Genomic DNA, 12,435 nt, shown 5'->3' with positions numbered 1-12,435 from the left:
AGTCCCGGAACCGGCAGGTCGACGGGTGTTTTCGTCGTTGAACGGAATGGATGGCCCTCGGCCCGCTTAACCATTGGGGCGTGTCGTTGACCAGCGGTAAACTGGCACCAGTACGACGGCAGCCAGCCGTCATGAAAACACGGAAAGCAGGCAAAAACTCCACGTGACGCCCCGCGACACGACCGCTGACTCGTCGGCCACCGCATCGGAATCTGTCCGCAGCAGCATCACCGTTCCGCCCGACATCATCGTGGGCCTGCTTGGCTCCGCCGATGAAAATCTGCGGGCACTCGAAAGACTTCTGACCGCCGACATTCACGCCCGCGGCAACGAGGTCACCTTCACCGGCGAGCCCGCCGATGTCGCGCTGGCCGAACGCGTGGTCGCCGAGCTGATCGCCGTCGCCTCCAGCGGCCAGGCGGTGACTCCTGAGGCGGTCCGCCACAGCGTCGCCATCCTGACCGGCACCGAGGACGAGTCCCCGGCCGAGGTACTGACGCTCGACATCTTGAGCCGCCGCGGCAAAACTATCCGGCCCAAGACGCTCAACCAGAAGCGCTATGTCGACGCCATCGATGCGCACACCGTCGTCTTCGGCATCGGTCCGGCCGGTACCGGTAAGACGTACTTGGCGATGGCCAAGGCGGTCAGTGCGCTGCAGACCAAGCAGGTCAGCCGGATCATCCTGACCCGCCCCGCGGTGGAGGCCGGTGAACGCCTCGGCTTCCTGCCCGGCACGTTGAGCGAGAAGATCGATCCCTACCTTCGCCCGCTCTATGACGCCCTGCACGACATGATGGACCCCGAGCTCATTCCAAAGCTGATGAGTGCCGGGGTAATCGAGGTCGCGCCGCTGGCATACATGCGTGGTCGGGCCCAACCATTGTTCACCAACGTGCTGACACCTACCGGTTTCCGACCGATTGGTGAGCTCGAGGTCGGCGATTTCGTGATCGGCTCGGATGGGGCACCGACTGAGGTGACGGGTGTATACCCGCAGGGCTTCAAGGAGATCTACCGCGTCTTCACGCAAGAGGGCGCATCGACGCTCGCCTCCGGTGACCATCTTTGGGCCGTGTACACGGCTTCCGATCGGCGGCGGAACAAGCCGCCTCGGATACTCGAGACCAAGGAGATGATCGGGAACCTCCGTGCTGCTCATGCTCACCGCTATGAGCTACCGCTACTGAGTGCGCCGGTGGCATTCGAGCCTCGATCAGTGCCGATGGACCCGTATGCACTCGGGTTGCTGTTGGGCGACGGATGCTTCTCCTCGCGTGCGACTCCGAGTTTCACGACGAAGGATCCGGAGCTGGCAGAGGCGTTGGAACGTCTCATCCCGGGTATCGAGGTTCGACGCAAGACCGACATCGATTATGTGTTGAACCGGATCACCCCACCCGGTGAGGTCATCACGATCGAGAATCCGGTGACCGGGGTGATGCGTCGACTCGGCCTGTCCGGCAAGAAATCCGAAGCGAAGTTTGTACCCGAGGACTATCTGTTCAATTCGGCGGATGTGCGTTTGGCGGTGCTGCAGGGACTTCTCGATTCCGATGGCGGGCCCGTAACCCAGGATGGCCGCACCTGCCGGATCCAGTACACGACTGTGTCTGATCGGTTGTGCGACAACGTGATCTTCCTCGTCGAGTCGTTGGGCGGTGTCATTTATCTGCGGACGCGGGACGCTGCCGGCCGAAAACCGGGCCTAGCTCGTGGCCGAGAGGTCCACCATCGGTACGACGCGAACATTCTCGACATCCGGTTGCCCGAGGGCGTTATCCCATTCCGGCTCGCGCGCAAGGCGGAGAAGTACGCCGCGACAGGTGGGGGCCGTCCGATGCGATACGTGGACCGCATCGAACCCGTGGGCACCACGGAGGCCGTGTGCATCAGTGTCGCCGCAGAGGACTCCTTGTATGTCACCGAGGATTTCCTCCTGACGCACAACACTCTCAATGACGCATTCATCATCCTCGACGAGGCGCAGAACACTACTGCCGAGCAGATGAAGATGTTCTTGACCCGTCTGGGGTTCGGGTCCAAAGTCGTTGTCACCGGTGATATTACGCAGGTGGACCTGCCCGGCGGGAACACCTCGGGCCTTCGGGCGGCGATGAACATCCTCGACGGTATCGACGACATCCACTTCGCGGAACTCACCAGTGCCGACGTGGTGCGTCACCGCCTGGTGTCCGAGATCGTCGACGCCTATGCCCGACATGAGGAGCCGGCATTGCTCAACCGTTCCCAACGCCGGTCGTCGAACGGGCGGCCCCGTCGATGAGCGACGCTTGCGGAGTGAATCAACGGATGGCATGCGGGACCCGAGCCTGCGAGGGAACCGCATGAGCGTCGAGGTATCCAACGAGTCGGGCATCGATGTCTCCGAGGATGAGCTGATCAGCGTCGCGCGTTTCGTCATCGCCAAGATGGACGTGAACCCGGCAGCTGAACTGTCGATGGTGCTGGTCGACAGCGCCGCCATGGCCGATCTGCACATGCGGTGGATGGACCTGCCCGGGCCCACTGACGTGATGAGTTTCCCGATGGACGAACTGGAACCCGGGGGACGGCCGGACTCACCTGAGCCGGGCCCGTCCATGCTCGGCGACATCGTCTTGTGCCCCGAGTTCGCCGAACAGCAGGCGGCCAAGGCCGGCCACTCGCTCGGTCAGGAGCTGGCCCTGCTGACCGTGCACGGCGTGCTGCATCTGCTCGGCTACGACCACGCCGAGCCGGACGAGGAAAAAGAGATGTTCGCCCTGCAGCGTCAACTCCTCGAGGAATGGGTGGCTGATCAGGTCGAGTCGTATCACGCCGACCGGCAGAGCGAGAAGGATCAGCGGCTGCTGGACAAGTCCCGATACTTCGATCAACCGTGACCGGCTTGCTCCCGCTGCTCGGCGCCGTGGTGCTGGTCGGGTTCGGTGGTCTGTTCGCAGCCATTGACGCCGCGCTGTCCACCGTCTCGATCGCACGGATCGAGGAACTCGTCCGCGACGAGCGCCCGGGCGCCGCCCGGCTGGGCCGGGTAGTCGAAGAACGCCCGCGCTACATCAATCTTGTTGTGCTGCTGCGCATCACGTGCGAGATCAGCGCCACCGTGTTGCTCGTGTCGTTCTTGGACGGGCATCTCGGTGTCAGCTGGGGCCTGGTGGCCTCGGCCGCGATCATGGTGGTGACGAGCTTCGTGGCCATCGGCGTCGGCCCGCGCACGGTCGGCAGGCAGAACGCCTACTCCATCGCGCTGATCTGCGCACTGCCGCTGCAAGCCATTTCAGTGCTGCTCACGCCGATCAGCCGGCTACTGGTGCTGATCGGTAACGCACTGACTCCAGGACGCGGCTTCCGCAACGGTCCCTTCTCCTCCGAGATCGAGCTGCGTGAGGTCGTCGACCTGGCCCAGCAGCGCGGTGTGGTGGCTGACGAGGAACGCCGGATGATCCAGTCCGTTTTCGAGCTCGGCGACACCCCGGCCCGTGAAGTCATGGTGCCGCGCACCGAGATGGTGTGGATCGAAAGTGACAAGTCAGCAGGTCAAGCGACATCACTTGCGGTGCGCAGCGGGCATTCCCGCATCCCGGTGATCGGCGAGAACGTCGATGACGTCGTCGGCGTGGTCTACCTGAAAGATCTTGTCCAGCAGACCTATTACTCGACCAACGGTGGCCGCGACACCAACGTGGCGCAGGTGATGCGTCCGGCCGTGTTCGTGCCCGACTCCAAGCCGCTCGATGAACTGCTCAACGAGATGCAGCGCGACCGCAACCACATGGCACTGCTCGTCGACGAATACGGTGCGATCGCCGGCCTGGTCACCATCGAGGACGTTCTTGAGGAGATCGTCGGCGAGATCGCCGACGAGTACGACACCGATGAGGTGGCCCCGGTCGAAGATCTCGGTGATCGGGAGTACCGCGTGTCGGCACGGCTGCCCATCGAAGATCTCTGCGAACTCTACGAAATGGAGTTCGACGAGGATCTCGACGTTGACACCGTCGGCGGTCTGGTGGCATTCGAATTGGGCCGGGTGCCGTTGCCCGGCGCCGAGGTGATGTGGGACGGCCTGAGGCTGCGCGCCGAGGGCGGGTCGGACCACCGTGGACGGGTGCGGATCGGCACAGTTCTGGTCAGCCCTGCTGAATCCGAGAAACAGGAGAGCCGAGAAACCGATGACTGAACTCGACGCGGAAGACAACAAGCTCGTGGTGCTGGCGCGCGGCGCGATGGGCCGGGCCGAGGCGTCCTCGGGTGCGGCGGTGCGAGACCAGGACGGACGCACCTACGCCGGCGCTCCGGTGAAGCTGGCGGCGCTGCAGCTGACCGCGCTGCAGGCGGCGGTGGCCGCCGCGGTGTCCAGTGGTGCCACCGGGCTCGAGGCCGCAGTGCTGGTCGGCGGTGCCGCCGACGACGCAGGCGTCGCGGCGGTGCGCGAATTGTCTGCCGATGCCGCGGTGATCGTCACAGACCGCGCAGGAAATCCGTCATGACCGTCGAGTGTGCGCTGAGATCGTCGATTCAGCGGATTTCGCGATCTGTATGCACGCTCGAGGAGAACCGATGAGTGAGTTCCGTTCCGGCTTCGTGTGTTTCGTCGGCAGGCCCAACACCGGCAAGTCGACGCTGACCAACGCTCTGGTGGGCCAGAAGGTGGCGATCACCTCGAACCGCCCGCAGACCACGCGGCACACCATCCGCGGCATCGTGCACCGCGAGGACTTCCAGATCATCCTGGTCGACACACCCGGTCTGCACCGCCCCCGCACCCTGCTGGGGCAGCGGCTCAACGACCTGGTCAAGGACACCTATTCCGAGGTGGACGTGATCGGGCTGTGCATCCCCGCCGATGAGCGCATCGGTCCCGGTGATCGCTGGATCTATCAGCAGATCCGTGCGGTGGCGCCCAGAACCACGCTGATCGCCGTCGTCACCAAGATCGACAAGGTGCCCAAGGACAGGGTCGCCGAGCAACTGATGGCCGTCAGCGAACTGCTCGGACCCGATGCCGAGATCGTGCCGGTCTCGGCCACGGCCAACGAACAACTCGACGTGCTCACCGATGTCCTGGTCTCGAAACTGCCTGAGGGGCCGGCGTATTACCCCGACGGTGAGCTGACCGACGAGCCCGAGGAAGTGCTGATGGCCGAGCTCATCCGCGAGGCCGCCCTGGAAGGTGTGCGCGACGAGCTGCCGCACTCACTGGCGGTGGTCATCGAAGAGGTCGAGGAACGGCCGGGGCGCGACGCCGACAACCCCCTCATCGACGTGCACGCCATCCTCTACGTCGAGCGCGACAGCCAGAAGGGCATCGTGATCGGCAAGGGCGGCGCGCGGCTGCGCGAGGTGGGCACCGCCGCCCGCACCCAGATCGAAAAGCTGCTCGGCACAAAGGTTTATCTCGAGCTGCGGGTCAAGATCGCCAAGAACTGGCAGCGTGATCCCAAGCAGCTGGGCCGCCTCGGGTTCTGACGGACGCCGAGAGTTAGCGCTACTTGCTCATCAACACAGCAACCGTGACCAGCAGTGCGATTCCGGCAATCGCTATGCCGAATATCACCAGGACTGTCTTGACGCGGTCCCGTGAGCTGTTGCCCAGGCCGTGTGACGATGAGCCGCTGGCGAGATCCAACAGGGCCTCCGTAATCTGCCAACCCCACGAGTTGCCGTCGTTCCGCTCGCCGGCCGGTTGCGGCGGGGTGGGTGGAGCGTAGTGCAGAGGTTGCCGCGGTGCGGCGTAAGGCTGCGCGGGCGGGTAGCCACCGATCGGTGGATAACCGCGTCCTGGCGGAGGCGGCGCTACGGACGGGTGTGGGGGAGGTTGCTGCCGACCATACGGATCCTGATAGCTCATGTGCGGCATCCCCTTTGCGCAGATTCGATCGCCCGCAAAATCTTAACGGGCCGACAACTGGAGTCGGATCGGCAATTTCCTTGGGCCGCCTCGGCTTCTAGCCTGCCTTCCGGTCCAGCGCGTTGATCGCGGCTGCCGCCTGGGATGCGTCGGTCTGCGACGGGGCGGTCCACCAGACCTCGGGCTGCTTGGCGGCCCAACCGGTGATCGCCTCCAACTCGGCGGCCAGCGAGATCAGCAGCGGCTCACTGTCGGCGGGGCCCATCAGCTGAACGCCGATCGGCAGCCCGTCGGAGGTGAAGCCTGCCGGCACATTGATCGCCGGCCACCCCAGCAGGTTCCACGGCCACGTCACCGGGCACGCGGCGATCGAGCTGCGTTCGGTGGCCGACCACCCGCGCCGATCGAATTCGTGTGTGAGCGGCGGAGGTTGGGCTGTGGTGGGGGCGACGATGACGTCGACGAGATTGAAAATCCAGGACATGCGGCGCTGTACGGCGGCCTCGTGCGCACGGGCCTTGCGAAGCACGTCCTGTGACAGCAGCCGGCCGATTCTCATGTTGGCCATGGTGCGTTCGTCGAAGGGCACATCGCCGAGCCGGTCGGCCCAGTCCAGCAGGCCCGCGGTGGAGCGGGCCAGAAAGTCCCACGACATCCGCAGGCTGTAGTTGGGATCCTTGGCCACCACCGTGTGGCCCAGATGCCCGAGCTGATCGGCGATGGTCTGCAGCGCGTCACGGATCTCGGGGTGCAGTTTGGCCGGGAAACCGGTGAACGGGAACTTCGTCGACATGGCCACCCGCAACGGTCCCGGGGCGCGGCCGACGTACTCGGCGGCTTGGATCGGTGCCGGGCGGTGCAGGTCGCCTTCGGTGTTGCCGGATGCGGCGTCGAGTACCAGGGCCGCGTCGGTGACGGTGCGGGCCAGCACACCGTTGACGGTGATGCCGTTGAACGCCTCGGGCAGCGGCCAGGTGGAGATGCGTCCGCGCTGCGGCTTGATGCCGACCAGATGCGTCCACGCCGCGGGGATGCGGACACTGCCCGCGCCGTCGGATCCGATGGCCGCGGTCACCAGGCCCGCGGCCACGGCGGCGGCGCTGCCGCCGGAGGATCCGCCCGGGCTGTGCTTGCGCGACCACGGGTTGCGGGTGTGTCCGAAGCCCGGCCCTCCGGTGAACGGCCACTGTCCGAGTTCGCAGGTGTTGGTTTTGCCGACGATCACCGCGCCGGCGGCCCGTAGTCGACGCACCACCTCCGCGTCGGCGGTGGCGACGCGTACGTCGCCGTCGATTCCGAATCGGGTGGGTACCCCGGCGATGTCGACGTCGTCCTTGACCGCGATCGGAATTCCCAACAGTGGGAGCTGTTTGCCGGCTGCGCGAGCCGTGTCGGCCTTCGCGGCGTCGGCCAGTGCCTGCTCGGTGAGTACGACGCGGAAGGCGTTGAGGGTGGACTGGCTCGCGGTGATGGCGTGCAGGGACCGGCGTACCAGTTCGTCAGAAGTGACTGCGCCGCTGGCAAGTTGGTAAAGCTGGTTGGTCAGGGTGGGGAACGGGGGCGATGTCGAGTCGGAAGTCGCGGATTTGGCCATCACTTTCGAGGATATCGGCGGTGCATAACGGAACCTGTCACGCCATGGTGCGACACTGTCACGATGCGGCTGTACCGGGACCGGGCGGTGGTGCTGCGCCAGCACAAGCTCGGCGAGGCCGACCGGATTGTCACCCTGCTCACCCGCGACCATGGTTTGGTGCGCGCGGTGGCCAAGGGGGTTCGGCGTACCCGCAGCAAGTTCGGTGCACGGCTGGAACCGTTTGCCCACATCGACGTGCAGCTGCATCCGGGGCGCAACCTCGACATCGTCACCCAGGTTCAGGCCATCGACGCGTTCGCCGCCGACATCGTCAGTGACTACGGCCGCTACACCAGCGCGTGCGCGATGTTGGAGACGGCCGAGCGCCTGGCCGGCGAGGAGCACGCACCGATGCCCGACCTGCACAGGCTCACGGTGGCCGCTTTGCGGGCTGTCGCCGACGGCCGCCGGGCCCGAGAACTGGTGCTGGATTCCTATCTGTTGCGGGCGATGACGATCGCCGGGTGGGCGCCGGCGCTGACCGAGTGCGCCCGCTGCGCCTCGCCGGGTCCGCACCGGGCATTCCACGTCGCCGCAGGCGGCAGTGTGTGCGTGCACTGTCGGCCCAGCGGATCCAGCACCCCGCCGCAGCCTGTTCTGGAGCTGATGTCGGCGCTGCACGAGGGTGACTGGGAGTACGCCGAGGCATCCTCATCGGGGCATCGCAGCCAGGCCAGTGGGCTGATCGCGGCACATCTGCAATGGCACCTGGAGCGTCAGCTGCGGACATTGCCTCTGGTCGAGCGGGTGTACCGGATCGATCGGACAGTCGCCGAACAGCGCGCGACGCTGGTCAGGCAGGATATGGACCATGGCATTGACGAAGGACGGGAAGCGGGGCAAGTCGACCTACCCACAGCTGCCCCCGGCGCCTGAGGACTACCCGGTCTTCCCGGACACCTCGACCTGGCCCGTCGTCTTCCCGGAGATCCCGGCCGGTACCAACGGCCGCTTCGCCCGCCCGCCGCAGCACACTTCCAAGGCCGTCGCGCCGCGGATCCCGGCCGATCAGGTCCCCAATCACGTCGCCGTGGTGATGGACGGCAACGGCCGCTGGGCCACCCAGCGCGGCCTGGGCCGCACCGAGGGACACAAGATGGGCGAGGCGGTGTTGATCGACATCACCTGCGGTGCCATCGAACTGGGAATCAAGCACCTGAGCGTCTACGCGTTCTCCACCGAGAACTGGAAGCGCAGCACCGAGGAAGTCCGGTTCCTGATGGGGTTCAACCGCGAGGTGGTGCGCCGCCGGCGGGAGAATCTGAACGCCATGGGCGTGAACATGCGATGGGTCGGGTCACGGCCCAAGATGTGGCGCAGCGTCATCAAGGAGTTCGACATCGCCGAGCAGATGACCGTCGGCAACGACGTCATCACCGTCAACTACTGCGTCAACTACGGCGGCCGTACCGAACTCGTCGAGGCGGCGCAGGCACTGGCCGCCGAAGCGGTCGAGGGCAAGATCAAGCCGAACCGCATCAGTGAGGCGTCCTTCGCCAAGCATCTGCACCGCCCCGACATCCCCGACGTGGACCTGTTCATCCGAACATCGGGGGAGCAGCGGGCCAGCAACTTCCTGCTGTGGCAGTCGGCTTACGCCGAGTTCGTGTTCCAGGACAAACTCTGGCCGGATTACGACCGGCGCGATCTGTGGGCGGCCTGCGAGGAATACGTGAACCGCAACCGTCGCTTCGGTAGGGCCTGACATGCCCAACCTTCTACAGCGGTTGTCCTCGGTGCTCGGCGAGGTGATGTCCGTCGTCGAAGAGGAGGACGACGCGCTGACCGTGACGGTCGACGGTTCCGTGGCCTCGGTGCGGGTGGTGGCCATCGCCGAGGACCTGGAGATGGTGTCGCTGACGCAGCCGCTGGCCTGGGATCTGCCGCTGAACAACAAGATTCGCGACCGGGTTTCCGACCATGCGAGCAAGACCATGCTGGGCACGGTGGTGCTGGTGGAAAAGTTGGTCGAGGTACCCACCAACGGCGCGACACCCAAAGGCGCCGCGCGTAAACGCCCGGCCAAGAAGGTCGCCGACGTGATGCTGCGCTACAACTTTCCCGCCGCCGGGCTGACCGACGACGCCCTGCGCACGCTGATCCTCATGGTGCTGGCCACCGGTGCCGATGTGCGCCGGGACCTGATGTCGTGACCACACGTGTCATCCGGATCGTCGCCGCCGTTGTGCTCGATGAGCACGATCGCTTGCTCCTGGTCCGCAAGCGCGGCACGACGGCGTTCATGCAACCGGGCGGAAAGATCGAGCCGGGGGAGCAGCCCATCGAGGCGCTGGCCCGCGAGGTTCGTGAGGAACTCGGGGTCGGGTTCGCGCTGTCCGAAGCCGAGGTGCTCGGCCGCCACAGTGCGCCGGCGGCCAATGAACCCGGCCACTCCGTCGATGCCTGGCTCTATCTGGTGAGGGTGGACGGTGAGCCGCAGCCGCAGGCCGAGATCGCCGAGATGATGTGGATCGACCTCGCTGCGCCCGGCGACGTCGAACTCGCGCCACTGACCCGCGACACCGTGCTCGCGTTGGCGCGCGATCGGGTCAGTTGACCCCGTCGTTGCACTCGCCGCACGTCCCGAAGATCTCGATGGTGTGGCTGACGTCGGAGAAGCCGTGTTCGCGCGCCACGTCGGAGGCCCAGGTCTCGACCTGGCCGCCGGTGATCTCGACGGTCGCACCACAGGCCCGGCACACCAGATGGTGGTGATGGTCCTCCGAGCACCGTCGGTAGACCGATTCACCCGTGTCGGTGCGCAATGTGTCGACGCTGCCGCTGGTGGCCATGGCCTGCAGGGTGCGGTACACCGTGGTCAGGCCGATGCCCTGGCCGCGGCGGCGCAGCTCGTCGTGCAGTTCCTGAGCTGAGCGGAATCCTTCGGTCTCATTCAGCAGGTCGGCGATGGCCGCACGTTGGCGGGTGGATCGGACCGCGCCCGTCACCGGTCTTCCTCGCTGGCGTGGGCGACCGCGTCGGCGACGATGTGGGCCAGGTGATGATCGACGAGGCGGTAGAGCACCTCGCGTCCCGCGCGTTCGCTGGCGACCACCCCGGCCTGTTTGAGAATTCGCAGGTGTTGGCTCACCAGCGGCTGCGGCACGGCGAGTGCGTCGACCAGCTCGTGCACGCAGCGTTGGGACTGTTGCAGCTGCAGGACGATGGCAATCCGCAGTGGGGCGGCCAGCGCACGCAGCAGTTCGCCCGCGGTGTCCAGCACCTCACGCGACGGCATTTCCGACGCCGGGGCAGCGCTGTGCTCGCGTGCGTCGTCGTGTTGACTTACCGTGATATTGGAAATCGTTTCCATTACGGGTCAGAATACATGCGCGATATTGCATGTCAACCGTTCCCGCGGTCGCGCCGGATTATCGCCCGCGGCGAGCTGGTCGCTACTCTGATGCACCGTGGCATCCATCATCGACACCGTTGCGAACCTGGCGAAACGCCGCGGCCTGGTCTATCAGTCCGGAGAAATCTACGGCGGCACCAAATCCGCATGGGACTACGGGCCCCTCGGCGTCGAGCTCAAGGAGAACATCAAGCGCCAGTGGTGGAAGTCCATGGTCACCGGTCGCGACGACGTCGTCGGCCTGGACAGCGCGATCATCCTGCCGCGCCAGGTGTGGGTCGCCTCCGGCCACGTCGAGGTCTTCAACGATCCGCTGGTGGAGTGCCTGAACTGCCACAAGCGGCATCGTCAGGACCACATGCAGGAAGGCTATGCGGCCAAGAAAGCGGCCAAGGATGGGGTTGAAGTCGATCCCGACTCTGTCCCCATGGACGAGATCGTCTGCCCCGACTGCGGCACCAAGGGGCAATGGACCGAGCCGCGTGACTTCAACATGATGCTCAAGACCTACCTCGGCCCGATCGAGTCGGAGGAAGGTCTGCACTACCTGCGCCCGGAGACCGCCCAGGGCATCTTCGTCAACTTCGCCAACGTGGTCACCACCGCGCGCAAGAAGCCGCCGTTCGGCATCGGCCAGATCGGCAAGAGCTTCCGCAACGAGATCACGCCGGGCAACTTCATCTTCCGCACCCGCGAGTTCGAGCAGATGGAGATGGAGTTCTTCGTCGAGCCCTCGACCGCGGGCGAGTGGCACAAGTACTGGATCGAGACGCGGCTGCAGTGGTACGTCGACCTCGGCATCAACCGGGACAACCTGCGGCTGTACGACCACCCGAAGGAGAAGTTGTCGCACTACTCCGACGGCACCGTCGACATCGAGTACAAGTTCGGCTTCGCCGGCAACCCGTGGGGTGAGCTCGAAGGCGTCGCCAACCGCACCAACTTCGACTTGTCCACGCACGCAAAGCATTCCGGTGTCGACCTGTCCTTCTACGATCAGGGTGCCGACACCCGCTACGTGCCGTACGTGATCGAGCCCGCAGCCGGTCTGACCCGCTCGCTGATGGCGTTTTTGGTCGACTCCTACACCGAGGACGAAGCCCCCAACGCCAAGGGCGGCGTGGACAAGCGCACCGTGCTCAAGCTCGACCCGCGCCTGGCCCCGGTCAAGGCCGCGGTGCTGCCGTTGTCGCGCAATGCCGATCTGTCACCCAAGGCCCGCGACCTGGCGGCCGAGCTGCGCAAGAACTGGAACGTCGAGTTCGACGACGCCGGCGCGATCGGCCGGCGTTACCGCCGCCAGGACGAGATCGGCACACCGTATTGCGTGACAGTCGATTTCGACACCCTGGAGGACAACGCGGTCACCATCCGCGAGCGTGACGCCATGACCCAGGAGCGCATCGCCCTGGACAAGGTGTCGGACTACCTGGCGGTGCGGCTCAAGGGCGCCTAGTTCCCTTCGCGAGCAGACACAAATGTGTCCGAAAAGTGGCTTCGGAGGGAACATTTGCGTCTGCTCGCGCGACTAATGCAACGGTGGGTCGGGAGTTGCGGCGCCTGTGCATGTCGCGGAATAAGTCATCGTAC

Annotated in this window: 14 protein-coding genes; 10 read left to right on the top strand and 4 right to left on the bottom strand. The window is 65.5% G+C overall.

The genetic code is table 11. From position 1 onward, the window contains the following. The first annotated feature begins 163 nt into the window (after positions 1-163). The 5 genes from QQ25_RS20435 to era all read left to right on the top strand — a co-directional run bounded on the left by QQ25_RS20435 (position 164) and on the right by era (position 5,472). Entirely contained in the window at positions 164-2,287 is a 2,124-nt protein-coding gene (locus QQ25_RS20435) for a PhoH family protein (RefSeq protein ID WP_039380679.1), read from the top strand. Between the two features lie 61 nt (positions 2,288-2,348). Next, positions 2,349-2,885 carry an rRNA maturation RNase YbeY gene (ybeY, locus tag QQ25_RS20430; RefSeq protein ID WP_039323083.1) on the top strand — a complete coding sequence of 179 codons (537 nt, stop codon included), beginning with the start codon at positions 2,349-2,351 and terminating at the stop codon, positions 2,883-2,885. Continuing rightward, on the top strand, positions 2,882-4,183 hold the full coding sequence (locus QQ25_RS20425) for a hemolysin family protein (RefSeq protein ID WP_039380677.1): 1,302 nt from the start codon (positions 2,882-2,884) through the stop codon (positions 4,181-4,183). Before ybeY ends, QQ25_RS20425 begins: the two co-directional genes overlap by 4 nt. Further along, on the top strand, positions 4,176-4,493 hold the full coding sequence (locus QQ25_RS20420; RefSeq protein ID WP_039380675.1) for a cytidine deaminase-like protein: 318 nt from the start codon (positions 4,176-4,178) through the stop codon (positions 4,491-4,493). Before QQ25_RS20425 ends, QQ25_RS20420 begins: the two co-directional genes overlap by 8 nt. Positions 4,494-4,563: 70 nt before the next feature. Further along, positions 4,564-5,472 carry a GTPase Era gene (era, locus tag QQ25_RS20415; RefSeq protein WP_039381126.1) on the top strand — a complete coding sequence of 303 codons (909 nt, stop codon included), beginning with the start codon at positions 4,564-4,566 and terminating at the stop codon, positions 5,470-5,472. Positions 5,473-5,491: 19 nt separating this feature from the next. Here the strand turns inward: era and QQ25_RS20410 are convergent, their stop codons facing one another. Together QQ25_RS20410 and QQ25_RS20405 are read right to left on the bottom strand one after the other, a co-directional pair. After that, positions 5,492-5,854, bottom strand: a complete 363-nt coding sequence (locus QQ25_RS20410; RefSeq protein ID WP_039380673.1) for a hypothetical protein — start codon at positions 5,852-5,854, stop codon at positions 5,492-5,494. Positions 5,855-5,951: 97 nt separating this feature from the next. Continuing rightward, positions 5,952-7,448, bottom strand: a complete 1,497-nt coding sequence (locus tag QQ25_RS20405; protein WP_039380671.1) for an amidase — start codon at positions 7,446-7,448, stop codon at positions 5,952-5,954. A 63-nt stretch (positions 7,449-7,511) separates the two neighbouring features. Here QQ25_RS20405 and recO point away from each other — a divergent pair, with 63 nt between their 5' ends. From recO to QQ25_RS20385, 4 genes are read left to right on the top strand one after another with little or no spacing between them, the layout of a single operon-like run. Then, on the top strand, positions 7,512-8,366 hold the full coding sequence (gene recO, locus QQ25_RS20400; protein ID WP_039322031.1) for a DNA repair protein RecO: 855 nt from the start codon (positions 7,512-7,514) through the stop codon (positions 8,364-8,366). Further along, positions 8,302-9,195 carry a decaprenyl diphosphate synthase gene (locus QQ25_RS20395; protein ID WP_029109630.1) on the top strand — a complete coding sequence of 298 codons (894 nt, stop codon included), beginning with the start codon at positions 8,302-8,304 and terminating at the stop codon, positions 9,193-9,195. The genes recO and QQ25_RS20395 overlap by 65 nt, the downstream gene beginning before the upstream one ends. A gap of 1 nt (position 9,196) precedes the next feature. Then, a complete protein-coding gene (locus QQ25_RS20390; protein ID WP_039380670.1) occupies positions 9,197-9,643 on the top strand; it encodes a hypothetical protein in 447 nt (148 codons plus the stop codon). Beyond that, positions 9,640-10,047: an NUDIX hydrolase gene (locus QQ25_RS20385; RefSeq protein ID WP_039380668.1), complete on the top strand. Its 408-nt coding sequence runs from the start codon at positions 9,640-9,642 to the stop codon at positions 10,045-10,047. The genes QQ25_RS20390 and QQ25_RS20385 overlap by 4 nt, the downstream gene beginning before the upstream one ends. Here QQ25_RS20385 and QQ25_RS20380 read toward each other — a convergent pair. Together QQ25_RS20380 and QQ25_RS20375 are read right to left on the bottom strand one after the other, a co-directional pair. Further along, positions 10,040-10,438 carry a Fur family transcriptional regulator gene (locus tag QQ25_RS20380; protein ID WP_039322024.1) on the bottom strand — a complete coding sequence of 133 codons (399 nt, stop codon included), beginning with the start codon at positions 10,436-10,438 and terminating at the stop codon, positions 10,040-10,042. The genes QQ25_RS20385 and QQ25_RS20380 overlap by 8 nt on opposite strands. After that, on the bottom strand, positions 10,435-10,803 hold the full coding sequence (locus QQ25_RS20375; protein WP_039322021.1) for an ArsR/SmtB family transcription factor: 369 nt from the start codon (positions 10,801-10,803) through the stop codon (positions 10,435-10,437). The genes QQ25_RS20380 and QQ25_RS20375 overlap by 4 nt, the downstream gene beginning before the upstream one ends. 97 nt (positions 10,804-10,900) lie before the next feature. Between QQ25_RS20375 and QQ25_RS20370 the strand changes: the two genes are divergently transcribed. Further along, positions 10,901-12,301, top strand: a complete 1,401-nt coding sequence (locus QQ25_RS20370; RefSeq protein ID WP_039322019.1) for a glycine--tRNA ligase — start codon at positions 10,901-10,903, stop codon at positions 12,299-12,301. The last annotated feature ends 134 nt before the right edge of the window (positions 12,302-12,435 follow it).

This window comes from Mycolicibacterium setense (genome assembly GCF_000805385.1).
In the GTDB taxonomy this organism is placed as follows: Bacteria; Actinomycetota; Actinomycetes; order Mycobacteriales; family Mycobacteriaceae; genus Mycobacterium; species Mycobacterium setense.
Note: the sequence above shows the minus strand (reverse complement) of the source record. Positions and strands in the feature narration are given on the sequence as shown.